Source organism: Nocardioides cavernaquae, from assembly GCF_003600895.1.
In the GTDB taxonomy this organism is placed as follows: Bacteria; Actinomycetota; Actinomycetes; order Propionibacteriales; family Nocardioidaceae; genus Nocardioides; species Nocardioides cavernaquae.
The window spans coordinates 2,251,194-2,276,353 of record NZ_QYRP01000002.1; the positions used below are offsets into that span (position 1 = coordinate 2,251,194).

The window sequence follows — 25,160 nt, forward strand, 5'->3', positions numbered from 1 at the left end:
AGGCCGCGGAACCCGAAACCCGGGATCCGCGGCCGTTTTGTTTTTTCCGACAACCCCTCACCACCGATCCACAAGATCAGGTCCCCCAGGAGGTGACTTCAGATGACCATCAGCGTTCTCGAGCGCACATCGGTCGAGCTGATCGATCAGAGCACCCTGCCGTGCCACACGCACGACCCGGAGCTCTTCTTCGCTGAGCTCCCGGCCGATGTCGAGTACGCCAAGGCCCTCTGTCGCACGTGCCCGCTTCAGGCCATGTGCCTGGACGGCGCACTCGAGCGGCGCGAGCCATGGGGCGTGTGGGGTGGTGAGCTGTTCCTCCAGGGAGTGGTGATCCCCCGCAAGCGCCCGCGTGGCCGGCCGCGCAAGGACGAGGCAGCCGCGTGACCCGCTGCGCCTCCGTTCACGAAAGTCCCACACCTCGTTGTCGAAATGGAGCACCCGAGATGTATCTGCAGTCCCAGGCCCTGGCGCGCGAGCAGTACGCCGCGCGCGTCGCGGAGATGGAGCGTCAGCGCCGTCTCCGGGTCCTGGCACAGGCGGCGCGGCTCAGCCGCAAGGCCGAGAAGGCGGCATTCGACGCCCGTCTCGCCCTGGCCCGCCTGGGAGCCTAGGACCACCCGGAATGGCGAGCCGGCACCCCGCGCGGGGTGCCGGCTCGCTTCATTTTCCGGCCATTCCCCAGGTCAGCTGGCGACCGTGCCGGCCCAGGAGCACCCGCACCCCGGATGCCTGTGCCACCGGATGCGGGAGAGGTGCAGCTGGGGATCCACGTCGATCGTGCTCGACCACGTCCCCGGTTGCTCGCCGTCGGCCCAACGGGTGATGTCGCGGGCGAGCAGGCCGACGGCGACGTCGACCAGGTCTGCGGGCACCGGCGCCGGCAGGCCACAGGTCCCGGACGTCCCGGCATCGGAGTACTGCTGGGTGACCACGCCGTGCCGAGGGTCCGACTCGTGCCGGTGGGCGTCGATGCACCGCAGGCACGCGGTGACGCCCGGCTGCACGAACGGCCCGACCCGCACCCGGCCTTCGGACACGGTCAGCAGCACGTGGGCCTGGTCGTGCCGGAGCAACGGGTCCAGGTCTGCGCGGTCCGTCTCCCCGCGGCGTACGACGAGGAGGAGGTCGGCGGCTGGCGGCGGGCCGACGGTGAGCCCGGCCATGGTCAGCAGGTCCTCGAGCCGGGTGGCGGCACGGCTGAGCCCGCTGCAGTCCAGCGCCACACTTCTGGACGAGCGGCGCTCGAGCGCCTCGCCGGCGCGCAGACCGTGCTCGGCCACGATCGACGTGCGGGTCTCGGCCCGCTCCGTGTCGTTGCCGCCGAGCTGGCGGCACCAGAGGTCGCTGTCGACGACCAGGCCGTGGGCCAGGAGGCGCTCACAGGCGAGCAGCACGACAGGCGAGAGCGTGCCCGGGACACCGGGCGGACGGCCCTCCTGGAGGCCCGACAGCAGGGCACGCACCTCGGGAAGCTCGGGGAGGACGACGGCCAGGTCGGGGGAGAGCCCGACCTGGAGCTCGTCGTGCGAGCGACGGCACACGTGCACACCGGGCCGCAGCATCGGGCGGGCCGGGAATCCGGGGTGCCGGTCGAGGTGGGGAAGTGGGCTGGGCTCCGTCATCCCCGCAGGTTCGCACGAGGCGCGCCTGCGCGTCGTACGTCCTCCACAGGCGGCCGAGCCGCCAGCTCTGGTGTGCCGAACCGTCAACTCTGGTGTGCCGAGGGGTCAGGAAATGCGCGAAGGCGCGGTCCCCGCAGGGGCCGCGCCTTCGAACGTCAGTTGGGCCTGAATCAGGCCTTGCCGAGGATCCGGTTGAGGTTGGTGCTGCAGACGGGGCAGACAGCCTTGGCCATCTTGGTGCCCTTGTCGTTGACACGGATCTCGCCCGTGGCCTCGCGCTTCTCCTTGCACTTCACGCAGTAGAACTCGCCGCTCCAGGTCTCCGCCATGACGGCCTCCTTGCCTAGGTTTTTCTTGGTCGTCGCGACGGGGAGGATGGGGAAGCCCGCCGGGATCGTGACAACTTTCACTGCCACGACCAACGAGACAGTAGTCCACGCGCAAGCCGACCGTGGCAGGCGCCACGCCGTAGGGTGCCGCCATGTCTTCTGAACACCCCGATCTGGTCATCGAAAACCCTGCCCACCTCCGCGTTGACCGCCCCAGCCCCGGGGTCGTGCTGATCACCCTCGACAACCCGACGCAGCGCAACGCGATGTCGGATGAGATGACGCGTTCCTGGGTCGCGGCGGTCGAGGAGCTCAAGGGCGACGAGTCCGTGCGGTGCGTGGTCGTGACGGGTGCGGGCAGCGCGTTCTCGTCGGGTGGCAACGTGAGCTGGCTGGCCGGCCATGGCGAGTCAACGGTCCCGGCCCTGCGCGACGGCATGCTGGCCTTCTACCGCGCGTGGCTGACGATCCGCGAACTCGAGGTGCCCACGATCGCGGCCATCAACGGCCACGCGATCGGGGCCGGCCTGTGCATCGCGATGGCATGCGACCTGCGCTTCGCGTCGAGCGCCGCCAAGCTGGGCGCGCCTTTCGTGAAGCTGGGCATCCACCCGGGCATGGCATCGACCTTCCTCTTCCCGGACGTCGTCGGCGAGGCGATCGCACGCGACCTGCTGCTCACCGGACGGCTGGTCGAGGGGGAGGAGGCCCAGCGACTCGGGCTGGTCTCGCGGGTCCTCCCGCCGGAGGAGTTGCTCGCGACGGCGCTGGCGGCGGCGGCGGAGATCGCAGCGACCGCACCACTGGCCAGCCGCTTCACGAAGGTCGCTCTCCAGCGACGGCATGCCTCGATCGAGGACTGCCTCCAGTGGGAGGCCATGGCGCAGCCGGTCACGCTGGCCACCGAGGACCTCCAGGAAGGCATCCAGGCGGTCCTGGAGAAGCGGGATCCCCGCTTCTCTGGTCGCTGATCTTCTCTGGTCGCTGAAATGGCAGGAGGCCCCCGTTTTCCTGACCACCACGTCTGCCTTCCCCTTGCCTACGTGGCGGCGGAGCCCGGGGGCCTCACCTGGGTACGACGCTAGGAGGCCGGTGCGTGAGGGTCAATGGGTGCCTGTGGACACAGCTGTGGATAACGTGGGGAAATCATGCGATCTACTGGGGAAAACGTCGGGAGAACCCTGTGGACGACACGCCCGGCCTGCGGCGTACCTGATGCCGTGACCTGCGACGGAGCCCGTCCCCAGCCTGTGGAGGAGAAATAGTTGAGTGCCCTTTACTCCGCCGGGCCGGTTGCTGCGCTACGCCGGATCGCCTTCCTCCTCGAGCGCGGGCGTGAGGACAGCTACAAGGTCAAGGCCTTTCGCAGCGCGACCGCGACCCTGCTGCCGCTGTCCGCAGCCGACCTCGCAGCACATGTCGCGAACGGCACGCTGACCACGCTCCCTGGCATCGGGGCGAGCACCGCCAAGGTGATCGTGCAGGCCGTCCAGGGCGAGATGCCGGACCGACTGGCAGACCTCGAGGAGAAGTACGCCGCGCCGATGGTCGCCGGCGGTCGCGACCTGCTCGCGCTCGTGCGCGGCGACCTGCACTCGCACTCGGACTGGTCCGACGGCGGCTCGCCGATCGAGGAGATGGCGATGACTGCCATGGAGCTCGGCCGGGAGTACCTCGTCCTGACCGATCACTCGCCCCGGCTGACCATTGCGCACGGACTGAGCGCGGAGCGGTTGACCCGCCAGCTCGACGTCGTCGACGCGGTCAACGCCCACCTCGGATCGTCGGGTTTCCGGCTGTTGCGAGGGATCGAGGTGGACATCCTGGACAACGGTGCGCTCGACCAGACCGACACGATGCTCGCGCAGCTCGAGGTCCGGGTCGCGAGCGTCCACTCGAAGCTGGCGATGGACGCCGACGCCATGACGCGCCGCATGGTCGCGGCGGTGCGCAACCCATTCACCAACGTCCTCGGCCACTGCACCGGTCGCCTGGTCACGGGAAACCGCGGAACCCGCCCACAGTCACGGTTCGACGCACGCGCCGTCTTCGAGGCGTGCGCTGAGGAGGGCGTCGCCGTCGAGATCAACTCCCGTCCCGAGCGTCGCGACCCACCGACCCGGCTGCTCGAGCTCGCACGGGACATCGGCTGCGTGTTCTCCATCGACTCCGACGCCCACGCCCCCGGACAGCTCGACTTCCTGGCCTACGGCTGCGAGCGCGCCGAGCAGGCGGGCATCGACCCGGAGCGCATCGTGACCACCTGGCCGGTCGACCGCCTCCTTGCCTGGGCGGCAGCGAGGCTCCCGGGATCCGCCGCTGCAAACAAGTAGCGTTGCTCACATGGAAGCCCCCGCCGAGGCCGAGATCGAGGTACGCCGCTCGAAGCGACGCCGCCGCACCGTCTCTGCCTATCGAGAGGGGGACCGGATCGTCATCCTCATCCCGGCCTCGCTCAGCCGCGCGCAGGAGCAGTCCTGGGTCGAGAAGATGGTGGACCGCCTCGAGCGCCAGGAGAAGCGTGCCAGTCGCACGGACGAGGACCTCGCGAAGCGGGCGAAGCATCTCTCGGACACGTTCCTCGGCGGGCTCGCCGTGCCTGCTTCGGTCCGCTGGGTCTCCAACCAGAAGTCGCGCTGGGGCTCCTGCACGCCGGGGGAGCGCACGATCAGGCTCTCCGAGCGCCTCAAGGGCATGCCCGGCTGGGTTGTCGACTACGTCCTCATCCACGAGCTCGCGCACCTGATCGAGCACGGCCACACCGACGAGTTCTGGGCGTGGGTGCACAACTACCCGCTCGCCGAGAAGGCGAAGGGGTACCTCGAGGGTTACTCCGCCGGTGCGCACCTGGAGCCCGGCGGCGCCGTCGACTGAGCCCCGCCGCGCGGCACGCCCATTCAACGACCCGTTCCTCCGACCCGATTCGGCTCGGTACGACGACATCCTGGCCGATGGAGTCGTTCACCTGCGAACTTCCGTCTGCGCCTCCAGCCGGGCCTGAGCCAGCGAGACCAGCTCGACCATGTCTGCGTCGGGGGTGGGCAGTGCGTCCGCGGGCCACCAGCGCACATCGAGTGACTCGTCGCTGACGGCGTGCGAACCGTCATCCGGCGCGACGGCCAGGAAGCGCACGTCGAGGTGATGTACGACGCGTTCGCCAGGCCCGGGCGGCCCGCCGCAGAACGGCACTTCATGTTCCGAGAGCTGGACCGGCACCGGATCGATCACGAGGCCGGACAGCCCGGACTCCTCGGTGGCCTCACGCAGTGCTGCGCCGGCGAGGGTGAGGTCGCCCGGTTCGCAGTGTCCGCCGAACTGGAACCAGGCCTGGGCCTTTGCGTGGAGCGTGAGCAGGACGCGTGAACCGTCCGGGGTCATGACCAGGGTCGACGCGGTCAGGTGATCCGGGCGGCAGGCGCGGGTCATCGCATCCGCCCGCTCGCCGAGGTGGGCGACATAGCGATCGCGCAGCCCAGCCTGTTCCTCAGTCGGCGCGGCCCAGCCCGTCAGGACATGGACGGCGTCGGCGTGCAGGCTCACTCGGCAGGCGGAGGGGGAGTGCCGGGAGCGCCCGATCCACCCTCGTCGAGCAGCTTTGCCAGCGCCTCGTCGAAGTCCTCCTCCGACATCTCCGTCGGGGTGCCGAGGTCTTCGCGGAAGCCGAGCGGGTCATCCAGGTCGGCCGCAGTGGGCAGCAGGTCCGGGTGCAGCCAGACGGCGTCGCGTGCCTCGGTGCCCTGACGGGTGCGCAGCGAGCCCCACAGGGTCGAGGCATCGCGCAGACGACGCGGGCGCAGCTCCAGACCGACGAGTGCCGCGAAGGTCTCCTCGGCCGGCCCGCCTGCAGCGCGGCGGCGGCGTACGGCTTCCTGGAGCTTGGCGGCCGACGGCATGCGCTCGTGCGTCGCCTGGCCGACGACCTCGTCGACCCAGCCCTCGACGAGCGCGAGCGTGGTCTCGAGACGCGAGAGGGCAGCCTCCTGCGCGGGGGTCTTCTTCGGCTCGAAGAGTCCGCCCTCGAGGGCACCCTGCAGGTCGGCCATGTTGGACGGATCGATCGAGCGCAGCTGCTCCTCGATGCCGGCCGTGTCGATGGCGATGCCGCGGCCGTAGTCGGCGACCGAGGCGAGCAGGTGCTCGCGCAGCCACGGGACGTGGGCGAACAGGCGCTGGTGCGCGGCTTCGCGCAGCGCGAGGTAGAGGAGCACGTCGTCGGCGGAGACATCCAGCCCGTTGGCGAAGGTGGCGACGTTGGCCGGCACGAGAGCCGCGCGGCCGGTGGGACCGAGGGGAAGGCCGATGTCGGACGCGGTCAGCACCTCGCCGGCAAGGGTGCCGAGCGCGGTGCCGATCTGGCTGCCGAACATGGCGCCACCCATCTGGGTGAGCATGCCGAGGAACGGGCCGGCCATGGCCTTGGCCTCGGCCGGGAGTGCGTTGCCCATCGCGCCGACGACGTGCTCGGCGACCGGCTCGACCAGGCGCTGCCAGACCTCGCGGGTGGACTCGATCCACTCGGCGCGGCTCCACGCAGCGGTCGAGGTGACGCCCGAGGAGAACTCGCACGCCTCGTCGAGCCACAGGTCGGCGAGGTGGACGGCGTCAGCGATGGCAGTCTGCTGCGCGGTCGAGGGCGAGGGGTCGGGTTGCTGCGCGACGGTCTTGCGGGCGAGGTCTGTCGCCAGGGTCCAGTTCACCGGGCCGTCGTACGGCTGCATCATCGCCTGCACCTGGCTCATCAGACCCGAGAGGTCGGGCATGCCAGCCATGTTCGGGATGCCGCCCGCGCCGAAGAGCTGCTCGAAAGGCGTGCCTTCAAAGGGGTTCTTCGGACCGTCCGGGTCCCCTGCGCCGGGGTTGTCATTCATGCTCCCACCGTACTCGGCGGATGGGAGGTCGCCAGCCTTGGATAGCCTTGGATCCATGACAGAAGTCCTGCGCCTGGTCGACCTCCGAGCTACCCCGCTGGACATCTCCGAGGTCCTCGACGCCGTGGGTGACGACGCGTCTGGTGGCGTCAACCTCTTCGTCGGCCGAGTGCGTGACCACGACGGCGGGCAGGGTGTCACCGGCCTCGACTACTCCGCACACCCGACCGCGCTCGCCCAGCTCGAGGACGTGTGCCGTCGCGTCGCGGGGGAGTACGACGTCCAGGCACTCGCCGCGGTGCACCGCACCGGCCGGCTCGCGATCGGCGACATCGCGGTCATCGTGGCGACCGCGTCCGCCCACCGCGGCACGTCCTTCGACGCGACCCGGGCCTTGATCGACACCCTCAAGGCCGAGGTGCCGATCTGGAAGCACCAGAGCTTCGACAACGGCTCCGAGGAGTGGGTCGGCACGCCCTGACGGATTTGGCTTGGCGGCCATGGGAGGCTGTGGCCGTGGAGATCCTGTGGTGGCTGGCCCCGCCCGTCGTGGTGACTGTCGTCGCCATGGCCTGGGTGACGTGGGCCGGCGAGCGACGCGGCCAGGTCGACCGTGAGGTTGCCGTCGAGCGGCTCGCCCGCGCGCTGCGCCAGGAGAGCCCCGGACAGAAGGTTCCCGGCCCCGCCGCGACCCGCCCGCGTGACCGCAGCACCGGCATCGCCGTACGCCCTTCCCGTGGCGAGTGACGGGCCTGCATCTGTGTCCTCGATGACCCGGCGCACCACTGCGACCCTGGTGGCGGGTGGCATGACCGCACTGCTCGCTCTCGGTGTGCTCGCCCTGCCGCTGCCCTACGTGCGTTACCAGCCGGGCGTGACCATCGACCTGCTGTCCGAGACGAAGGGCGACGAGCGGATCGAGGTCACGGGCCACAAGGTGTACCGCGACGACGGCGAGCTGCGCATGCTGACGATCATGGCGACGCCGCCGAAGACCAGGATCACGCTGATGACCGCGATGAGCGCCTGGCTGTCGCCGGACGACTCGGTGAAGCCGTACGACGAGGTCTACGGCAAGGACGAGACCGAGAAGCAGCAGGAACGCGACGCCGCGGTGCAGATGTCGACCTCCCAGGACGACGCGATCGTGGCGGCGATGACGCAGCTCGGCTACGACGTGCCGCGCGTGCCCGTCGTGGGACCGCTGACGGACGGCAAGCCTGCCGTCGGCAAGCTCGTCCCGCGGGACCGCTACCTCAAGATCGGCGGCACCCCGATCAAGTCCTGGGACGACGTCGTGAAGGCCATCTCGGGGGCGACTCCCGGCAAGCCGCTGCAGTTCGTCGTCGAGCGTGCCGGCAAGAAGGTCACGACCGAGATCGAGCCCGTCCTCGACGGCGGTCGGGTGGTCATCGGTGTCGCGCGGGCCTATGACTACAAGATGCCGTTCACCGTGAAGGTCAACGTCGCCGAGAACATCGGCGGGCCGAGCGCAGGCCTCCTGTTCGCGCTGTCGATCTACGACACCTTGACACCGGGTTCGCTGACCGGCGGCCGACGCATCGCCGGCACGGGCACGATCACCCCGGAGGGGGCGGTCGGCCCGATCGGCGGCATCCAGCAGAAGGTTGCCGGTGCCCGCCGCGCCGGCGCCACGCTCTTCCTCGTGCCAGCGGTCAACTGCGACGAAGCAGTGACCGGGGCCCGGGGTTCCATGCGCCTGACAGCGGTCGAGACACTGGCCGACGCCGAGAAGGCCATCACGACCTACGCCGCGAACCCCAAGGCAGACCTGCCTACCTGTGAGGAGTACCTCGCCAGATGAGCGACCCGACTGATCCGACTGACCCGATTGGCCCGGTTGGCCGTGGCCCTGCCGAGCCGTCCGGTGACTTCCCCGAGCTGAACGTCGATCCCGGGCTGGACGTCGACCCCGCCCTGGCGGCTGCGGTGCTCGAGATCGAGGAGCACGCCGCCGAGGCCGGGTGGAACCGCCAGGCGCGGCTCTTCTCGCTGGTCGACACCCGCGAGCTCGTCGCCCGCGAGCCGGCTCTCGCCTCGCTGATGGGCCTGGACGCATCCGATGCCGAGGGGTCCTTCACCCCTGTCGAGCAGGATCTGCCGGCCGATCTGCCGCTCGAGCAGGTCCTCGAGTCAGTGGGCTGGCCCGACGACGTCGTCGGGTGCGCGGTTGTCGTCGAGCGGCTGGTGCTCCCGCCGAGCGCCGATGGTCAGGTGCCTGACGACATCGATGCTGCGCAGGCGTTCGCCGCTGATCACCCCCTTCGGCAGGAAGTTCGCATGGTTGCTGGTGTGACCCGCGCGGGCGCGACGTACTGTGCGATGCGGCTGCGCGCGTACGACAACCCACAATCTGTCGTCACGGGCGCTGACCTCGTGCCGGCGCTGCTTGCCATGCTGCGCGGCACACTGGATGAGGAGGGTGAGGCATGAGCTCGATCTTCGAAGACCCCACACGGGGACAGGCGCCGCGACCGGAGCGCCCCGGCTGGGCGCGCGGCGTCCTGATCACCGCGATCGTGATGCTCGTGCTGTTCTTCGCGATGAGTGCGTTCACCGGCTTCTGGACGGAGCGGCTCTGGTTCGGCTCGGTCGGCTACTCAGGTGTGTTCACCCGCCTGGTGGTCACCAAGACCGTGCTCTTCCTGGTCTTCGGAGCGCTCCTGGCCGCTGTCGTCGTGCTCAACATGGTGCTCGCGTACCGCACCCGCCCACGCTTCCGGCCGGCCTCGCCCGAGCAGATCGGGCTGGACCGCTATCGCCAGGCGATCGACCCGATCCGGCTCTGGGTGACGATCGGCGTCGGCCTCGTGGTCGGCGCGTTCGCCGGCGCCTCGGGGTCGGGCATGTGGCGAGACTTCCTGCTGTGGCGCAACGGCACGTCGTTCGGGCGCAAGGACCCGTACTTCAAGAAGGACATCGGGTTCTACGTCTTCGACCTGCCGTGGCTGCACCACCTGGTCGACTTCGCGATGGCGGTCACGGTCGTCTCCTTGCTGGCCGCGGTCCTCGTTCACTACCTGTACGGCGGCATCCGCCTGCAGGCCACCCGTGACCGGCTCAGCGGCGCGGCCGCTGCCCAGATCTCGGTGCTGCTCGGCTTCTTCGTTCTCGCGAAGGCCGCTGACTACTGGCTGGACCGCTACGACCTGCTCAACGCATCCGGTGGCCTGGTCACCGGCATCACCTACACCGATGACCACGCGGTCCTGCCCGCCAAGACGATCCTGATGTCGATCGCGCTGATCTGCGCGGCGCTCTTCTTCGCCAACGTCATCAAGCGCACGTGGATGCTCCCGTCGGTCGGACTCGGCCTGCTGCTGCTCTCCGCGATCCTGCTCGGCGTGATCTGGCCGGGTGCGGTCCAGCAGTTCCAGGTGAACCCCTCGCAGTCCGACAAGGAACCTCCCTACATCCAGCGCAACATCGAGGCCACGCGTGCGGCGTACGACATCGCCGACGCCAAGGTGGAGCCGTACGGCGGCGAGTCACAGCTCACCAGCGCCCAGCGCAAGGGCGAGGTCGAGAACGCTCCGGGCATCCGGCTCGTTGACCCGAAACTGATCCAGCAGGCGTTCGAGCAGCAGCAGCAGCTGCGTCGCTACTACTCGGTGGCGCCCGTGCTCGACGTCGACCGCTACGTCGTCAACGGCGAGGAGCGCGACGTCGTGCTCGGCGTTCGCGAGATCGACCAGTCCGGCATGACGGAGGACTCCAAGAACTGGTCGAACCTCCACACGGTCTACACCCACGGCTACGGAGTGGTCGCGGCCTACGGCAACCAGCGCAACGCCGACGGCGTCGAGAAGGGCCTCGGCACGGGCACCGCTCCGGAGTGGGCCGGTGTCCAGGGTGCCAATGCAGCCGCTGACCTGGCACCGGACGGGTACCGGGCGCAGGTGTACTTCGGTGAGAAGTCGCCGGAGTACTCCATCGTGGGCAAGGCCTCCAAGGACGCTCGCGATGTCGAGCTCGACCAACCATCGGGCGAGGACACCGACTCGACCAGCACGTACGACGGCAAGGCCGGCGTGGGAGTTGGCGGCCTCTTCCGCAAGCTGCTCTATGCCTGGAAGTACGGCGAGCCGAACATCCTGCTCTCCGAGCGTGTGTACGACGAGTCGAAGATCCTCTACGACCGTGACCCGTCGAAGATGGTCGAGAAGGTCGCTCCCTGGCTGACCGTCGATCGGGACCCGTTCCCCGCCATCGTGGACGGCAAGGTCGTGTGGCTGCTCGACGGCTACACGACCACAGACCAGTACCCGCTCTCGCAGCGCGCGTCCTACCAGGACATGATCACGGACTCGCTGGCCAACCCGTCCGAGTTCCGCACGCTGCCGACCGACGAGATCAACTACATGCGCAACGCGGTCAAGGCGGTTGTCGACGCGTACGACGGCACTGTGACGCTCTACGCCTGGGACGAGAAGGACCCGCTGCTCAAGGCGTGGCGCGCGTCGTTCCCCGGGACCGTCAAGGACAAGAAGGACATCCCCGCGAACCTGCTCGAGCACATGCGCTACCCCGAGGACATGTTCAAGGTGCAGCGCTACCAGCTGGCGCGCTACCACGTCACCGACGCTGACACGTTCTACGAGGACACCCAGCGCTGGGAGGTCCCGACCGACCCGACCGGTTCGCAGAACAGCCCGAAGCTGCAGCCGCCCTACCGCCTCTCGGTGCGCAGTGCCGATCCGGCAAAGGACGGCGCCGCCCCGGTGTTCTCCCTGACCTCGACGTACGTCCCGTACAAGAAGCAGAACCTTGCGGCGTTCGTCTCCGTCGACGGTGACGCCTCGCGGGACAGCTACGGCACGATCCGTGTGCTCGAGCTGCCGACGAGCGGTCCGGTCAAGGGTCCTCGCCAGATCGCCAACGACTTCTCCACCGACGCCGAGATCCAGAAGGAGCTGCAGCAGACCAACGTCCAGACGAACGTCCACAAGGTCTACGGCAACCTGCTGACCCTGCCGGTGGGCGACAGCCTGCTCTATGTCCAGCCGCTCTACACGCAACGTGAGGGTGCAGAGGACAGCGGCAACTTCCCCGTGCTCAACTTCGTCCTGGTCTCCTTCGGTGACCGGCTCGCGATCGGGCGCTCGATGTCCGAGGCGATCGCGAAGGTCCTGGGCGCTGAAGAGACCGAGACTCCGACGACGCCGGGGGGTGAGGGCGAAGAGCCGGCTCTCGGCGAATCGGTGATCGGACTGCTGCAGAAGGCCGATGACGAGTTCGCGGCGGCGAAGGCCGCACTGGCGAAGGGCGACCTGGCCGGCTATGCCGAGCACACGGAGGCAGCCGAGCGCTTCGTGAACCGTGCGCTCGCCGAGGCAGAGAAGGCGGCCGAGGCGAAGCCCGCGAAGACGCCCGCGAAGGCTGCCAAGACCGGGAGCTGACCCCGCTCAACCCGCTCAACGAGCTCAACCCAGAAGGCCCGGACCCATCAGGTCCGGGCCTTCTGCGTTGTCCGCCTGGACCAGCGCAGGAAAGACCGGACGGGTGATCAGACGGCGAGGCGACCGAAGGCGCTGCGGTGGAAGACCAGCGGCTGGCCGGGGGAGTGCTGCACGGCATGCAGCTCCAGCAGGATGACCAGGTGGTCACCGGCCTCGACCTCTGAGTAGACGGTGCAGTCGAACTGCGCAATGCCGTCGTCGAGGGTGATCGCGCCCTCGACGCTCGCGCTCACCGCGACACCGGTGAACCGGTCGTTGACCGGGCCGGCGAGCTGGCGGCACACCTGACCGTGGTGCTCGGCGAGGATCGTGATGCCGAGGTGTGGAGCGCGGCGCAGGTCGGGCCACGTCTTCGACGTACGCGCGATGGAGAAGGAGACCAGGGGCGGGTCGAGGCTCACCGAGGTGAAGGAGCTGGCGGCGAGACCGGTCAGCGTGCCATCGACCTCGGCCGCCACCGCGATGACCCCGCTCGGGAAGACCCCGAAGGCATCGCGCAGGGCTCGCGGGTCGAGGTCCTGGTTGGTCCAGAGCGTGGTCGTCACGTGGGCTCCGTTTCGTGGGCTTGGCGTCCATGGGTTAACGTCTGTGCATTAAGTCTAGTAAGTTACTAGGAAATGACCTAATACGGAGAAGGAAGACCCATGAGTCGACAGCTCAGCCTCAACGCGTTCCTGCACGACACCGGCCACCACGAGGCTTCGTGGCGTCACCCCGACAGCGGCGCGGAGCGCGTCGGCGACATCACGTGGTACCAGGAGATCGCGCAGAAGGCCGAGGCCGCCAAGCTCGACGCGGTCTTCCTCGCTGACGGTCCGGTGCTGTGGGGGACGGGTCACCGGCCCAGCAACCAGTTCGAGCCGATCACCCTGCTCACCGCGCTCGCGGTGGTGACCGAGAGGATCGGACTGATCGCGACGGCGTCGACCAGCTACTACGAGCCCTACAACCTCGCCCGCCTCTTCGGCAGCCTCGACCGGATCTCCGGCGGCCGCGCCGGCTGGAACATCGTCACCACGCAGGGCGACGAGGCCGCGGCCAACTTCGGTCAGGCCCAGGCGGCCAGCCCCGAGACGCGCTACGAGCGCGCGCAGGAGTTCGTCGATGTGATCACGAAGCTGTGGGACAGCTGGGAGGACGACGCCCAGGTCGCCGACCGTGAGCGCGGCGTCTTCTTCGACCCGGACAAGGTGCACGCCCTCAACCACGTCGGCAAGCACCTGTCCGTGAAGGGCGCCTTCAACGCGCCGCGCATCCCGCAGGGCCGCCCGGTCTACGTGCAGGCCGGATCGTCCAACGACGGCCGCAACTTCGCCGGCCGCAACGCCGAGGCCATCTTCACCGCCCACCAGACGCTCGCGGACGCGCAGGCCTTCTACGCCGACATCAAGGCCAAGGCAGTCGGCTTCGGCCGCAGCCCGGAGTCGGTGAGGATCCTGCCCGGCATCAGCCCGTTCATCGGTGACACCGAGGCCGAGGCCAAGGCGCTGTACGACGAGTTCAACCGCCTCACCGTCCCGGCGTACGGCCTCCGTCAGCTGGAGAACATCGCCGGCGTCTCGCTCGACCACCTCGAGCTCGACGAGCCGGTCCCGGCCGGGATCTTCGGCGGCGCCGGCAACGTCCTCGACAACAAGCGCAGCCGCCTCCAGGTCGTCGCGAACATCGTCGAGCGCGACCGCCCGACCGTGCGCGAGCTGCTGCACCGCCTCGCCGGCGGCCGCGGCCACTTCGTCGTGCACGGCACCCCGGTCCAGATCGCCGACACCATCCAGGAGTGGTTCGAGGGCGGCGCGGCCGACGGCTTCAACGTCCTGCCGCCGCTCTACCCGCAGCACCTCGATGCCTTCACCTCGAAGGTGGTGCCGATCCTCCAGGACCGCGGCCTGTTCCGCACCGAGTACGTCGGCACGACGCTGCGCGAGCACTACGGACTGGACCGCCCCGAGAGCCAGTACGCCGTGCAGCACCCCGCCGCCGTCGGCTCCGCCTGAGCCCGATTCGCCCCACCCCCAACCCCAGAAGAACTGTTTCCGAGAGGCACATCATGAGCACCATCACCGGTCTGAAGACCGCCCGCACCCGACGACTGATCGCCGGCGTCGCCGCCGCAGCCGCCCTGTTGGGTGCATCGACGGCCTGCGGTGGCTCCGCGGGGGCGGAGAACGCCGACGGCACGACGACCGTTCGCTACCAGAGCGCGCTCGGGTCCGTCGACACGCTGCAGCTGGCCGCTGCCCTCGGCAAGCTGCCGGGCATCAAGCTCGACAAGGTCGGTGACGTCACCGGCGGCCCGGCATCACTCCAGGCGCTGGTCAGCAACCAGATCGACATCTCGTCCTCCGCGTTCTACGGCGCGGTCGCCCAGGTCGTCGCGACCGGTGCGCCGATCCAGGCGGTGGTGTCGACCTACGGCACCAACGCGAAGACGGGTGCCGCAGTCGTGGCGAAGAAGGGATCCAGCCTGACCGAGGACCCCCGCAGCTTCATCGGCAAGAAGGTCGCGGTGAACACGCTCGGCGCCAACGCCGAGGCAGTGCTGGACACCTGGTTCGAGAAGGGCGGCCTGTCCACGGCCGAGATCAAGAAGGTCACGCTCGTCGCACTGCCACCGCTGAACACCGTGCAGGCGCTGAAGGAAGGCCAGATCGACGCGGCGTACATCGGCATCGGCCAGCTGAAGGCGGCCCAGGAGGCACTGCCGCTCGACGTGATCTTCAAGGACAGCGACGTCATCGGCTTCTACAACGGCGGCGGGGTCTCCCTGCGCACCGACTGGATCAAGAACGAGAAGGAGGCCAGCAAGACGCTGGTCTCGGGCATCTCCTACGCCGTCGACTACATCGAGTCCCACGACCGCCAGCAGGTGCTCGACGTGTACGTCCCGTGGTTGAAGGAGCAGGGGTTCACCGACGCCGTCGAGGCCGTCGAGAAGAACTGGGCCGGAAGCACAGGTGTCTCCAGCAAGGGCGGCCTGATCGCGGACAAGGACATCTCGATCTGGCTCGACTGGCTCGCCGGTCGTGGCGACGTCGATCCGTCGAAGATCAAGGCCTCCGACGTCTACACCAACCAGTTCAACCCGCAGAGCTGAGGACCTGAGATGAGTTCCCGAATCGAGCTGAGCGGCGTGGGCCAGACCTTCCTGGTCCGCGGCAACGACGACAAGAAGCTGCGTGAGTTCGTCGCACTCGACGATCTCAGCATCGACATCACGGCGGGGGAGTTCCTCACCGTCGTGGGCCCGAGCGGCTGCGGAAAGTCCACGGTGCTCGACCTGATCGCGGGGCTCACCAGGCCCACCTCGGGCACCGTCTCCGTCGACGGCCGGGTCATCACCGGACCCGGCCTCGACCGGAGCGTGGTCTTCCAGCAGTACACCCTGCTCCCGTGGCGGACCGCTCAGGCCAACATCGAGTTTGCGCTCGAGGCCGGCAAGAAGGGGGAGCGCCTGTCGAAGGCCGAGCGGGTCGAGCGGGCGCGCACCTATCTCGAGCTGGTCGGCCTGGCGGACTTCGCCTCCCGCTATCCGCACGAGCTCTCGGGCGGCATGAAGCAGCGAGTGGCGATCGCGCGCAGCCTCTCCTACCAGCCCGAGGTGCTGCTGATGGACGAGCCGTTCGGCGCGCTCGACGCCCAGACCCGTGAGCGCCTCCAGGAGGAGCTCGTCTCGATCTGGGACCGCACCGGCACCACGGTCGTCTTCATCACCCATGACATCGACGAGGCCGTCTTCCTGGGCCAGCGAGTCGCGGTGATGAGCGCTCGCCCGGGCCGGATCCAGGAGGTCATCGAGGTCGACCTGGACCGCAGCCACGCGAATGACGTCGACCTGCGTGCGACGCCCGAGTTCGCGGCGTACCGGCACAGGATCTGGAGCCTGCTGCGCGAGCAGCAGGTCGCCACCCGCGCGGACGCACCCACGAAGGAGGTCGCTCATGTCGCCTAGCCTCCTCGCCGAGCGCACTGCCGCCCGGCTGAACCCACGCCAGGAGCAGGCCGCACAGGCCAAGGCCGCGTCGCCCGGACGGGAGCGTGCGGTCGGGCTCGCCCGAGGTGTCACCGGCGTGGTGGCCCTGGGCCTGCTCTGGGAGTTCCTGCCGCGCATCGGGGTGCTGGATGCCTACTTCATCCCGCCGCTCCACGTGGTCCTCGGCGCGGTCGTCGACCTGGCGCGGAGTGGCGAGCTGTGGCGACACCTCCAGGCCAGCCTGGTCCGGTCGGGTGTCGGGTTCTTCCTCGCGACGAGCCTGGCGATCCCGATCGGTGCCGCGATCGCGTGGTACCGCCCGGTGCGCCAGGTGACCCAGCCGGTCTTCGAGATCTATCGCAACACCGCTGCGCTCGCGCTGCTGCCGGTGTTCACCCTGATCCTCGGGCTCGGCGAGTCGTCGAAGATCGCGATCATCACCTACGCCTGCTTCTTCCCGATCCTGCTCAGCACGATTGCGGGCGTGGCCACGGTGGATCCGCAGCTGTTGCGCTCGGCGAAGGTGCTCGGCCTGTCGCCGGTCGCAACCTTCCGCAAGGTGGTCTTCCCGGCCGCGGTGCCCACGATCTTCACCGGGATCCGGATCGCGGGCGCTGCCTCGATCCTCGTGCTGATCGCGGCAGAGATGGTCGGTGCCAAGGCAGGGCTGGGGTTCCTGATCATGTACGCCAACTACAACTTCCTGATCCCGAAGATGTACGCCGCGATCCTGATCACCACGCTCCTCGGCCTGGCCGTGAACTACAGCCTGGTCGCCCTGGAACGTCACTTCTCCCGCTGGCGTGCATAGGACCGGCGGCCGGGGGCCTCGCTTGCTCCGTCTCGCACGTCGAGGCGATGCCCCCGGGCGCCCGCGCCTGACCTTCGCGGCGCTGGTCGTCGGCGTGTGCTCCTACACGCTGCTGCAGTCGATGACGGTGCCGGCGCTCCCGCACATCCAGGCCGAGCTCCACGCCAGCCAGTCCTCGGCGTCATGGATCCTCACGTCGTTCCTGATCTCGGCCTCAGTCGCCACGCCGATCCTGGGCCGGCTCGGCGACGCGCACGGCAAGATCCGCATGCTCGTGATCAGCCTCGGCCTGCTGTCGCTGGGTGCTCTCGGTGCGGCGCTGGCCACGACCCTGCCGCAGATGGTGGCGGCGCGGGTGGTGCAGGGGCTGGCCGGGGGAGTGCTGCCGCTCGCCTTCGGCATCATCCGCGACGAGCTCCCTGCCCGCCGGGTGCCGGGCGCGGTCGCCCTGCTTTCATCGCTGATGTCGGTCGGTTTCGGAGCGGGCATCGTCGTCGCCGGACCGATCGTTGACCTGGTCGGGTATCGCGCCCTGTTCCTCCTGCCGACGGCGGCGGGGGTCGCCGCTGCGATCACGGTCGCGCTGCTGGTGCGGGAGTCGCCGGTGCGGACCGGCCGGCGGGTGCGGACCCTGCCCGCCGTCGCGCTGGCCGGCTGGCTGGTCGCCGGGTTGCTGGCCGTCTCCGGTGCACCGCACGCGGGCTGGACCTCACCGCGGACGCTCGGGCTGCTCCTCCTGGCCGTGGTCCTGCTCGGTGCCTGGGTGTGGATCGAGTCGCGGATCGACGTACCCCTGATCGACCTCGGGCTGCTCGTCGATCGCCGAGTCATCGGTGCCAACCTGGTGGCGCTGCTGATCGGCATCTCGATGTATGCGTCGTTCGGCTTCCTGCCGCAGCTGACCCAGACCCCGGCAGCGAGCGGCTACGGTTTGGGCGCTTCGGTCGCGCTCTCGGGCTACCTGACGCTGCCGACTGCGGTGATGTCGTTCGTCGGTGGCATCAGCTCACCGTGGCTGGGCGAGCGGCTGGGGCGTCACGTCCTGATCACGACAGGGTGCTGCCTGTCCTCGGCCGGCCTGCTCTCGATCGCGCTCGCCCACGACCACGCGTGGCAGTTCCTGGTGGCCAACGCGCTGACCGGCCTGGGCAGCGGGTTCGTCTTCGCTGCGCTGGCCAACGTGGTCGTGGCTGCCGCACCGCTCGGGAGCACGAGCGTGGCGGCGGGCCTCAACGCCAACCTCCGCACCATCGGTGGTGCGATCGGATCGGCGGTGATGGCGAGCATCGTCACGCACCACCTGCTGCCCACCGGATGGCCCGACGAGTCGGGCTACACCTTCGGCTTCGCACTGCTCGCGGCGACGTCTCTGGTCGCAGCTGTGGTCGCAGCTCGCATCCCCGGCTGTCGGCAGGCCCCGCACGCACTGCAGAGGTTGGACGATAGGACAATCAGTGCGGGCATCGTTGGCAACAGAGGGCAAGCAATGTCCGATTCGCTTGTGCGAACGTCTGAGTAGGTAGTGATCGTTCGCACAGCAGGAGGAGCCATGAGCACACCGAAGGCAGATGCAGGCACCGCATCCGCGATGCCCTGGAAGGACAAGAAGCGTCACCTGTGGGTGCTCGGGCTCGTGGTCCCGATGCTTCCCCTCGCCGGGATGGCCCTTCACCACACGACCGGTGTCGGCGCGTTCCTCTGGATGACGCCGGTGGTCTTCCTCGGCGTGATCCCGCTGCTCGACCTGATCTCCGGCTACGACGACACCAACCCGCCGGATGAGGTGATCGAGGCACTCGAGGAGGACCGCTACTACCGCTGGGTGACCTACCTCTACCTCCCCGTGCAGTACGCCGGCTTCGTGCTGGCGGTCTGGTACCTCGCGACCGCAGACCTCGGTGTCGCCGGCAAGATCGGCCTGGCCATCTCCATCGGCACCGTGGCCGGTGTCGCGATCAACACCGCGCACGAGCTGGGTCACAAGAAGGAGAGCCACGAGCGCTGGTTCTCCAAGATCGCCCTGGCCCAGAGCTTCTACGGCCACTTCTACATCGAGCACAACCGGGGCCACCACGTCCGCGTGGCGACCCCCGACGACCCGGCCTCGAGCCGCCTCGGTGAGAGCGTGTACCGATTCTGGCCGCGCACGGTCGTCGGCTCGCTGAAGAGCGCCTGGCACCTCGAGGCGAAGCGCTACCAGCGCAAGCACACACACCCGTTCCACCTCGGCAACGACGTCCTCAACGCGTGGCTGATGACGGTCGTTCTCTGGGGCGCCATGGTCGCCTGGCTCGGCCTCGGGATCCTTCCGTACCTCGTGCTGCAGGCGATCGTCGGCTTCAGCCTGCTCGAGATCGTGAACTACATGGAGCACTACGGCATGCTCCGCCAGAAGGTCGGCCCGGAGGGTCGCCAGCGCTACGAGCGTGTTGACCCGAGCCACAGCTGGAACTCCAACAACATCGCGACCAACGTGCTGCTCTACCACCTGCAGCGGCACAGCGACCACCACGCCAACCCGACGCGGCGCTACCAGACGCTCCGCGACTTCCGTGAGGCTCCGGTCCTGCCGACCGGCTACACCGGCATGATCGTCGTCGCGCTCTTCCCGCCGCTGTTCCGCAGGGTCATGGACAAGCGCGTGGTGGCCCACTACGACGGCGACATCCGGCTGGCCAACGTGCACCCGGCCAAGCTCGCGAAGCTGCTGCGTCGCTACCCGGCACCGGTTGAAGTAGTCGACGAGAGCGAGCACGCGGACGTCACCGCCCACACCTTCACTGACGACGTGATGGCGGCCCGTTGCCCGGGCTGCGGTTACACCTACGAGGTCGCGGTTGGCAACGAGCTCGAGGGTTTCGCGGCCGGCACGTCCTGGGCCGAGATCCCGAACGACTGGTGCTGCCCCGACTGCGGCGTGCGCGAGAAGGTCGACTTCGTGCCCCTCGCCAGCGCGGATGTCTGAGCCATGCAGATCACGGTCGACCGCAACACCTGCGAGGGCCTCGGCATGTGCGAGTCGATGGCGCACGAGTACTTCGAGGTCGATGACGACGACATGCTGGTCATCCACGACGAGAACCCGCCGGAGGAGGACCGCAAGCTGGTCCTGGCCGCGGTGAACTCCTGCCCGGTGCTGGCGCTCAGACTCGAGGGTTGAACGGGGGAGCCTGCAAGCCCGGGGGACGTCCTACGGAGGGTGCCAGCTACGGCACCCTCCGTAGGACGTTGTGCGCTCAGGAGGGTCGGGCCATGAACGTGTCGTAGTAGCGGATCGCGAGGGCCACCTCGGCGGGCACGTAGCCGAGCGGCTGCGCGAGGAGTGCCTCTGCTTGGTTGACCCGGTAGCGGACGGTGTTCTTGTGGACCGAGAGCAGGCGCGAGGCCGCGTCCACGCTGCCGGTCGAGAGCAGCGCATGGAGGGTCTGGCGCAGACGGGTCGGTCCCTCGGCCTCGTCGGCCAGCGCGCCGAGCGTGCGGGTGGCGAAGCGTTGGGCGGCCTCGCCGGAGCTCCACAGGAGCGAGAGCAGTTCCACGTCGCTGAAGAGCGTCAGCGTGGGGGTCGCCACTGACCGGAAGGCGATCTTCTGGGCCTGCTGTGCTTCCTGGTGGCTGAGCCGGAAGCCCTCCACCCCGACCAGCGGCGTCCCGACAGCCACCGAGATGCCCCGCTCCTGCAGCCAGTCGACCGAGTCGCTCAGGGCGTGGAGGTCGGGAGCCGAGCGGTTCGTGAACCAGCACCACAGGTCGCGGCCCCCCGGGCTGACGAGAAGTGGGTTGCGGCTCTGGGTGACCCGCGCGAGAACCGTGACCGCCTCACGCAGCTCGGAGACGCGGTCGGCGTCATCTGTGCGCAGCAGCAGCGCGGTGTTGTACGCCGAGAGCGGGTGCCCGCCGAGGGCGGCGGAGAGCTCGCGCGGGTCGCTGCCGCCACCGGCGAGGATCGAGCGGACGGCGACGAGGCGCTGTGCCGCGGCACCCTGGCGCACCCGATCGCGCTCCTCCTGGAAGATCTCGGCCGACTCCTCGATCGAGGCGTTGATCCAGCTGCTGGCCCGGCTCCAGAAGAAGATCACGAAGTCGGTGTCGCTGGCGCCCGGAGTGGCCACAGTGCCGACGACCGATGTGAGGAACTCCCAGACCGCCTGCTGTGCTGTGCGGTAGATGCCGAACATCGCCGTCAGGGGATGGCCGCGGCGGGCCAGCTCGGCGGCAAAGTCCGCAGCCGCTTGCACCAGGTGCACCTCGCGCTCGGGCTCCGAGAGGCTGGTGAGGAAGGCCTGCCAGTGCGCCCGCACCGCTGCGTACAGGCTCTCGGTGAGGGTCGTGTCCTCGGCGAGCTCTGGAAGGGCAGCCAGCACCGGCGCTGCGATCCGCTCGACCCAGCGCTCCAGGGCCTCGGGGCGTGACTCGGCGGTCACGAACGCCTTGACCAGCGGCAGGAGTGCCTGTTCCTTGTCGTTCACCCAAACCTCCTCATTTGGAGCAACGTACAACAGGTCATGCTGATCTTGGCCCCAGAGACGGAGATCGGGCCCCTGCGTTGTGTCAATCTCAGTATTCGGGTGTGACGACCGCAACAAGACGCGAAAGGGGCCGGACGTGGGTGCAGAGGCCTTTGACTACGACGTGCTCGTAGTGGGATCGGGATTCGGCGGATCAGTGACAGCCCTCCGGCTGACGGAGAAGGGCTATCGCGTCGGTGTCCTCGAGGCCGGCCGCCGCTTCGCCGACGACGACTTCGCGAAGACGAACTGGGACGTCAAGAACTTCTACTGGGCCCCGCGCCTGCGCTGCTTCGGCATCCAGCGGATCCGGGTCCTCAAGAACGTGGTCGTGCTCGCCGGCGCGGGCGTCGGTGGTGGTTCGCTGGTCTACGCGAACACGCTCTACGAACCCCAGACCGACGCGTTCTTCAAGGACCGCCAGTGGGCCGGGATCGCCGACTGGAAGCAGGAGCTCACCCCGCACTACGACCAGGCCAAGCGGATGCTCGGCGTGACGCTGAACCCGACCGTCACCGCCGCCGACGAGGTGCTCAAGAAAGTCGCCGGCAAGATGGGCGTGGGGGACAGCTACCACGCCGCGCCCGTGGGCGTCTTCTTCGGACGTGACGGCGCCAAGGAGCCCGGCACGCTTGTCGAGGACCCGTTCTTCGGTGGTGCCGGTCCGGCCCGCAACGGCTGCCTCGAGTGCGGGGAGTGCATGGTCGGCTGCCGCCACAACGCCAAGAACACGCTCGTCAAGAACTACCTCCACCTCGCCGAGAAGGCGGGTGCCGAGGTGCTGCCGATGACCACGGTCGTCGGCCTGCGCCAGCGTGAGGACGGCGCGTACGCCGTCGAGGTCGCGCCGACGGGGAAGAACGGCAGCAGGCATCGTCGTACCCTCACCGCGCGGGAGGTCGTCCTTGCCGCCGGCACCTGGGGCACCCAGGAGCTGTTGCACCAGATGAAGATGTCCGGCTCGTTGCCGCACATCTCCGACCGGCTCGGCCACCTCACCCGCACCAACTCCGAGTCGATCTGCAGCGCCAGCCTGAACCTGCGCAACCGCAAGGACCAGGACTTCCATCACGGCGTCGCGATCACCTCCTCGATCCACCCCGACGAGCGCACCCACATCGAGCCGGTGCGCTACGGCCAGGGGTCGAACTCGATGTCGTTCCTGCAGACCGTCATGACCGACGGCGGAGGACGTACGCCGCGTCCCCTGCGCTGGCTCCTCGCGGTCCTGCGGCACCCGCTCAACTTCCTCGCGCTCTATCTCGGCATCAAGGACTGGTCGAACCGCACGATCATCGCCCTGGTCATGCAGACGCATGACAACTCGATCACGGTCTTCGGCAAGAAGAACTGGCGCGGCAGGATCAAGCTCTCCTCGCGCCAGGGCCATGGCGAGCCCAACCCGACCTGGATCCCGGCGGCCAACGAGGCGACACGGCTGATGGCCGAGGAGATCGGGGGAGCGGCCTACGGCAGCACGGGCGAGATCTTCGACATCCCGATGACCGCGCACTTCCTCGGTGGTGCCGTGATCGGCACCTCGCCGGAGGACGGCGTGATCGACGCCTACCACCGCGTCTTCGGCCACACCGGCCTGCACGTGGTCGACGGCGCGGCCATCTCGGCCAACATCGGCGTGAACCCCTCGCTGACGATCACTGCCCAGGCGGAGCGCGCCATGTCGCTGTGGCCCAACAAGGGCGAGGCCGACCAGCGCCCGCCGCTGGGCGCGGCGTACCAGCGGATCGCTGCGGTGCTCCCGACCTCGCCGGTGGTCCCGCCCACCGCTCCTGCCGCCCTGCGGCTGCCGATCTTCCCCGTCCAGCGCACGGGGTCCATCGCGTGAGCCCGGCGACCGACGCCCGGGAACGGGCGGACGAGAAGCGCGCCCAGAAGGCCGGCAAGCGTGCCCTGACCGGGATGACCCCGGAGAGCCAGGAGCTCGCTCGCGACGCGCTGGAGAAGAGCGTGCCGTTCGTGGCCTTCAAGGCGATCGGCGGGTTCTACGCCTTCGTCATCGACACCTTCAAGAAGATGTTCACGCGGCGGTTCCACTTCCGCGAGTTCGTCTCGCAGACCTGGTTCATCATCACGGTCTCGTTCGGGCCGGCGCTCCTGGTGGCCATCCCGTTCTGCGTGATCATCATCTTCCAGGTCAACCAGCTGCTGATCCAGATCGGCGCTGTGGACCTGGCCGGCGCGGGCGCCGCCGTCGCCGTCGTCCGCGAGATCGGGCCGATCGTCAGCGTGCTCGTCGTCGCCGGCGCCGGAGCCACCGCCATCTGCGCGGACCTCGGCTCGCGGACGATCCGCGAGGAGATCGACGCCATGAAGACGCTCGGCATCGATCCGATCGAGCGCCTCGTCGTGCCGCGGGTGATCGCCTCGACGCTGGTCGGCGTCGCCCTCAACGGCATGGTGACCGTCGTCGGACTGGTCGGCGGCTACTTCTTCTCGGTCGTGCTCCAGGGCGCGACACCTGGCCTCTACGTCTCCAACCTGACCCTGCTCGTCGGGCTCCCGGACTTCCTCGCCTCGGAGCTCAAGGCCGGTGTCTTCGGCATGCTCGCGGGCCTCACGGCCTGCTACCTCGGACTCAACGCCAAGGGTGGCCCGAAGGGTGTCGGTGACGCCGTGAACCAGACCGTGGTCTTCGCGTTCATGCTGCTCTTCGCGGCCAACAGCGTCATCTCGACGATCTTCTTGAACATCAAGCTGGGGGCGTGATGAGCACCGACCGCCCATCGACCATGAGCCGCATGGCCGCGGCACCGGCCCACCGGGTCCGCGAGCTCGGCAAGCAGCTCTCCTTCCACCTGGAGGCCTTCGGCCACTTCCCGCGCACGATCCGGCACTACCGCGGAGAGATCGTCCGGCTGCTCGCCGAGGTCAGCCTGGGCTCGGGTGCGCTCGCGCTGATCGGCGGCACCGTCCTGGTCATCGGCTTCCTCACCGCCGCGTCCGGCATCGAGGTCGGCCTGCAGGCCTACACCTCGTTCGACAACATCGGCGTCGGTGCGCTGTCCGGCTTCTTCTCGGCGTACTTCAACACCCGCGAGGTCGCTCCGATCATTGCCGGCATCGCCCTGACAGCCACAGTCGGCGCCGGGTTCACCGCCCAGATCGGCGCCATGCGCGTGAGCGAGGAGATCGACGCCCTCGAGGTCATGGCGGTCCACCCGGTGCCGTTCCTGGTCACCACGCGGATCATCGCCGGCCTGATCGCGGTCGTCCCGCTCTTCTGCATCGCGGTGATCATGTGCTGGCTGGCGACGCGCTTCGTCGTGGTCATCGGCTACGGCCAGCCCTCGGGCAACTACCAGCACTACTTCGACACCTTCCTCATCCCCGGGGACCTGTTCCTGGCGATGATCAAGGTGCTCGTGATGGCGCTCGTCGTCGTCTCCGTCTGCTGCTACCACGGCTTCCACGCCAGCGGCGGACCGGCGGGCGTCGGCCGCGCCGTCGGAGCCGCCGTACGCACGGCCCTCATTGCCACCATGTTCGTCGACCTGATCTTCGGTATCGCCATCTGGGGCGGTCCGTCGGTCCACATCTCGGGGTGACCTCGC

26 protein-coding genes are annotated in these 25,160 nt (G+C 68.9%); 20 read left to right on the forward strand and 6 right to left on the reverse strand.

Going from position 1 to position 25,160, the window contains the following annotated elements:
• The first annotated feature begins 102 nt into the window (after positions 1-102).
• Positions 103-387: a WhiB family transcriptional regulator gene (locus tag D4739_RS10885; RefSeq protein WP_120060642.1), complete on the forward strand. Its 285-nt coding sequence runs from the start codon at positions 103-105 to the stop codon at positions 385-387.
• Positions 388-446: 59 nt separating this feature from the next.
• Positions 447-614 carry a hypothetical protein gene (locus tag D4739_RS16885; protein WP_182920385.1) on the forward strand — a complete coding sequence of 56 codons (168 nt, stop codon included), beginning with the start codon at positions 447-449 and terminating at the stop codon, positions 612-614.
• Positions 615-686: 72 nt separating this feature from the next.
• On the opposite strand, the gene D4739_RS10890 is transcribed toward D4739_RS16885, so the two are convergent.
• Complete coding sequence (locus D4739_RS10890) at positions 687-1,625, reverse strand: TOMM precursor leader peptide-binding protein (RefSeq protein WP_147384887.1); 939 nt, start codon at positions 1,623-1,625, stop codon at positions 687-689.
• A 170-nt stretch (positions 1,626-1,795) separates the two neighbouring features.
• Positions 1,796-1,954 carry a DUF5679 domain-containing protein gene (locus D4739_RS17050; RefSeq protein ID WP_091051197.1) on the reverse strand — a complete coding sequence of 53 codons (159 nt, stop codon included), beginning with the start codon at positions 1,952-1,954 and terminating at the stop codon, positions 1,796-1,798.
• Between the two features lie 152 nt (positions 1,955-2,106).
• Between D4739_RS17050 and D4739_RS10895 the strand changes: the two genes are divergently transcribed.
• From D4739_RS10895 to D4739_RS10905, 3 genes are all read left to right on the forward strand, one after another.
• Positions 2,107-2,925 (forward strand): enoyl-CoA hydratase/isomerase family protein, encoded by an 819-nt coding sequence (locus D4739_RS10895; protein WP_120060644.1) that lies wholly within the window; start codon positions 2,107-2,109, stop codon positions 2,923-2,925.
• Positions 2,926-3,219: 294 nt separating this feature from the next.
• Positions 3,220-4,287 carry a PHP domain-containing protein gene (locus D4739_RS10900; RefSeq protein WP_120060645.1) on the forward strand — a complete coding sequence of 356 codons (1,068 nt, stop codon included), beginning with the start codon at positions 3,220-3,222 and terminating at the stop codon, positions 4,285-4,287.
• A 10-nt stretch (positions 4,288-4,297) separates the two neighbouring features.
• Entirely contained in the window at positions 4,298-4,828 is a 531-nt protein-coding gene (locus D4739_RS10905) for a M48 metallopeptidase family protein (protein ID WP_120060646.1), read from the forward strand.
• 87 nt (positions 4,829-4,915) lie between these two features.
• Here D4739_RS10905 and D4739_RS10910 read toward each other — a convergent pair whose 3' ends face one another.
• Together D4739_RS10910 and D4739_RS10915 are read right to left on the reverse strand one after the other, a co-directional pair.
• Complete coding sequence (locus D4739_RS10910; protein WP_120060647.1) at positions 4,916-5,494, reverse strand: NUDIX hydrolase; 579 nt, start codon at positions 5,492-5,494, stop codon at positions 4,916-4,918.
• Complete coding sequence (locus D4739_RS10915; protein WP_120060648.1) at positions 5,491-6,822, reverse strand: zinc-dependent metalloprotease; 1,332 nt, start codon at positions 6,820-6,822, stop codon at positions 5,491-5,493. Before D4739_RS10915 ends, D4739_RS10910 begins: the two co-directional genes overlap by 4 nt.
• Before the next feature lie 55 nt (positions 6,823-6,877).
• Between D4739_RS10915 and D4739_RS10920 the strand changes: the two genes are divergently transcribed.
• From D4739_RS10920 to D4739_RS10940, 5 genes are read left to right on the forward strand one after another with little or no spacing between them, the layout of a single operon-like run.
• Positions 6,878-7,303, forward strand: a complete 426-nt coding sequence (locus tag D4739_RS10920; RefSeq protein ID WP_120060649.1) for a molybdenum cofactor biosynthesis protein MoaE — start codon at positions 6,878-6,880, stop codon at positions 7,301-7,303.
• A gap of 35 nt (positions 7,304-7,338) precedes the next feature.
• Positions 7,339-7,569 carry a hypothetical protein gene (locus D4739_RS10925; protein WP_238473613.1) on the forward strand — a complete coding sequence of 77 codons (231 nt, stop codon included), beginning with the start codon at positions 7,339-7,341 and terminating at the stop codon, positions 7,567-7,569.
• A gap of 22 nt (positions 7,570-7,591) precedes the next feature.
• On the forward strand, positions 7,592-8,647 hold the full coding sequence (locus D4739_RS10930; protein WP_147384889.1) for a YlbL family protein: 1,056 nt from the start codon (positions 7,592-7,594) through the stop codon (positions 8,645-8,647).
• Positions 8,644-9,276: a PPA1309 family protein gene (locus tag D4739_RS10935; RefSeq protein ID WP_238473614.1), complete on the forward strand. Its 633-nt coding sequence runs from the start codon at positions 8,644-8,646 to the stop codon at positions 9,274-9,276. The genes D4739_RS10930 and D4739_RS10935 overlap by 4 nt, the downstream gene beginning before the upstream one ends.
• A complete protein-coding gene (locus D4739_RS10940; protein WP_120060652.1) occupies positions 9,273-12,242 on the forward strand; it encodes a UPF0182 family membrane protein in 2,970 nt (989 codons plus the stop codon). Before D4739_RS10935 ends, D4739_RS10940 begins: the two co-directional genes overlap by 4 nt.
• A 107-nt stretch (positions 12,243-12,349) precedes the next feature.
• Here D4739_RS10940 and D4739_RS10945 read toward each other — a convergent pair whose 3' ends face one another.
• Positions 12,350-12,847 carry a flavin reductase family protein gene (locus tag D4739_RS10945; RefSeq protein WP_120060653.1) on the reverse strand — a complete coding sequence of 166 codons (498 nt, stop codon included), beginning with the start codon at positions 12,845-12,847 and terminating at the stop codon, positions 12,350-12,352.
• A gap of 99 nt (positions 12,848-12,946) precedes the next feature.
• On the opposite strand from D4739_RS10945, the gene D4739_RS10950 reads away from it, so the two are divergent.
• The 7 genes from D4739_RS10950 to D4739_RS10980 are packed head-to-tail and all read left to right on the forward strand — an operon-like array spanning position 12,947 to position 20,243.
• On the forward strand, positions 12,947-14,296 hold the full coding sequence (locus D4739_RS10950; RefSeq protein WP_120060654.1) for an LLM class flavin-dependent oxidoreductase: 1,350 nt from the start codon (positions 12,947-12,949) through the stop codon (positions 14,294-14,296).
• 53 nt (positions 14,297-14,349) lie between these two features.
• Positions 14,350-15,396, forward strand: coding sequence for an ABC transporter substrate-binding protein (locus D4739_RS10955; protein ID WP_120060655.1), 1,047 nt, complete (start codon positions 14,350-14,352; stop codon positions 15,394-15,396).
• 9 nt (positions 15,397-15,405) lie between these two features.
• Positions 15,406-16,251 carry an ABC transporter ATP-binding protein gene (locus D4739_RS10960; RefSeq protein ID WP_120060656.1) on the forward strand — a complete coding sequence of 282 codons (846 nt, stop codon included), beginning with the start codon at positions 15,406-15,408 and terminating at the stop codon, positions 16,249-16,251.
• Positions 16,241-17,083, forward strand: coding sequence for an ABC transporter permease (locus D4739_RS10965; RefSeq protein ID WP_120060657.1), 843 nt, complete (start codon positions 16,241-16,243; stop codon positions 17,081-17,083). The genes D4739_RS10960 and D4739_RS10965 overlap by 11 nt, the downstream gene beginning before the upstream one ends.
• A gap of 22 nt (positions 17,084-17,105) precedes the next feature.
• Positions 17,106-18,602: an MFS transporter gene (locus D4739_RS10970; RefSeq protein WP_120060658.1), complete on the forward strand. Its 1,497-nt coding sequence runs from the start codon at positions 17,106-17,108 to the stop codon at positions 18,600-18,602.
• Between the two features lie 30 nt (positions 18,603-18,632).
• Positions 18,633-20,048 carry a fatty acid desaturase gene (locus D4739_RS17370; RefSeq protein ID WP_120060659.1) on the forward strand — a complete coding sequence of 472 codons (1,416 nt, stop codon included), beginning with the start codon at positions 18,633-18,635 and terminating at the stop codon, positions 20,046-20,048.
• Between the two features lie 3 nt (positions 20,049-20,051).
• Complete coding sequence (locus tag D4739_RS10980) at positions 20,052-20,243, forward strand: ferredoxin (protein WP_120060660.1); 192 nt, start codon at positions 20,052-20,054, stop codon at positions 20,241-20,243.
• A gap of 76 nt (positions 20,244-20,319) precedes the next feature.
• On the opposite strand, the gene D4739_RS10985 is transcribed toward D4739_RS10980, so the two are convergent.
• A complete protein-coding gene (locus D4739_RS10985; protein ID WP_120060661.1) occupies positions 20,320-21,549 on the reverse strand; it encodes a PucR family transcriptional regulator in 1,230 nt (409 codons plus the stop codon).
• A 136-nt stretch (positions 21,550-21,685) separates the two neighbouring features.
• On the opposite strand from D4739_RS10985, the gene D4739_RS10990 reads away from it, so the two are divergent.
• The 3 genes from D4739_RS10990 to D4739_RS11000 are packed head-to-tail and all read left to right on the forward strand — an operon-like array spanning position 21,686 to position 25,154.
• The gene (locus D4739_RS10990) at positions 21,686-23,434 is read left to right on the forward strand and encodes an FAD-dependent oxidoreductase (RefSeq protein ID WP_120060662.1); all 1,749 of its coding nucleotides are present in this window, start codon (positions 21,686-21,688) and stop codon (positions 23,432-23,434) included.
• Positions 23,431-24,315, forward strand: coding sequence for an MlaE family ABC transporter permease (locus D4739_RS10995; RefSeq protein ID WP_238473615.1), 885 nt, complete (start codon positions 23,431-23,433; stop codon positions 24,313-24,315). The genes D4739_RS10990 and D4739_RS10995 overlap by 4 nt, the downstream gene beginning before the upstream one ends.
• Positions 24,315-25,154: an MlaE family ABC transporter permease gene (locus D4739_RS11000; RefSeq protein ID WP_238473616.1), complete on the forward strand. Its 840-nt coding sequence runs from the start codon at positions 24,315-24,317 to the stop codon at positions 25,152-25,154. Before D4739_RS10995 ends, D4739_RS11000 begins: the two co-directional genes overlap by 1 nt.
• The last annotated feature ends 6 nt before the right edge of the window (positions 25,155-25,160 follow it).

Bases quoted from the DNA above. Each gene is read 5' to 3' on its own strand.
- D4739_RS10885 (WP_120060642.1), top strand. From the start codon at position 103: ATGACCATCAGCGTTCTCGAGCGCACATCGGTCGAGCTGATCGATCAG.
- D4739_RS16885 (WP_182920385.1), top strand. From the start codon at position 447: ATGTATCTGCAGTCCCAGGCCCTGGCGCGCGAGCAGTACGCCGCGCGC.
- D4739_RS10890 (WP_147384887.1), bottom strand. From the start codon at position 1,625: ATGACGGAGCCCAGCCCACTTCCCCACCTCGACCGGCACCCCGGATTC.
- D4739_RS17050 (WP_091051197.1), bottom strand. From the start codon at position 1,954: ATGGCGGAGACCTGGAGCGGCGAGTTCTACTGCGTGAAGTGCAAGGAG.
- D4739_RS10895 (WP_120060644.1), top strand. From the start codon at position 2,107: ATGTCTTCTGAACACCCCGATCTGGTCATCGAAAACCCTGCCCACCTC.
- D4739_RS10905 (WP_120060646.1), top strand. From the start codon at position 4,298: ATGGAAGCCCCCGCCGAGGCCGAGATCGAGGTACGCCGCTCGAAGCGA.
- D4739_RS10915 (WP_120060648.1), bottom strand. From the start codon at position 6,822: ATGAATGACAACCCCGGCGCAGGGGACCCGGACGGTCCGAAGAACCCC.
- D4739_RS10920 (WP_120060649.1), top strand. From the start codon at position 6,878: ATGACAGAAGTCCTGCGCCTGGTCGACCTCCGAGCTACCCCGCTGGAC.
- D4739_RS10930 (WP_147384889.1), top strand. From the start codon at position 7,592: ATGACCCGGCGCACCACTGCGACCCTGGTGGCGGGTGGCATGACCGCA.
- D4739_RS10935 (WP_238473614.1), top strand. From the start codon at position 8,644: ATGAGCGACCCGACTGATCCGACTGACCCGATTGGCCCGGTTGGCCGT.
- D4739_RS10940 (WP_120060652.1), top strand. From the start codon at position 9,273: ATGAGCTCGATCTTCGAAGACCCCACACGGGGACAGGCGCCGCGACCG.
- D4739_RS10950 (WP_120060654.1), top strand. From the start codon at position 12,947: ATGAGTCGACAGCTCAGCCTCAACGCGTTCCTGCACGACACCGGCCAC.
- D4739_RS10955 (WP_120060655.1), top strand. From the start codon at position 14,350: ATGAGCACCATCACCGGTCTGAAGACCGCCCGCACCCGACGACTGATC.
- D4739_RS10960 (WP_120060656.1), top strand. From the start codon at position 15,406: ATGAGTTCCCGAATCGAGCTGAGCGGCGTGGGCCAGACCTTCCTGGTC.
- D4739_RS10965 (WP_120060657.1), top strand. From the start codon at position 16,241: ATGTCGCCTAGCCTCCTCGCCGAGCGCACTGCCGCCCGGCTGAACCCA.
- D4739_RS17370 (WP_120060659.1), top strand. From the start codon at position 18,633: ATGAGCACACCGAAGGCAGATGCAGGCACCGCATCCGCGATGCCCTGG.
- D4739_RS10980 (WP_120060660.1), top strand. From the start codon at position 20,052: ATGCAGATCACGGTCGACCGCAACACCTGCGAGGGCCTCGGCATGTGC.
- D4739_RS11000 (WP_238473616.1), top strand. From the start codon at position 24,315: ATGAGCACCGACCGCCCATCGACCATGAGCCGCATGGCCGCGGCACCG.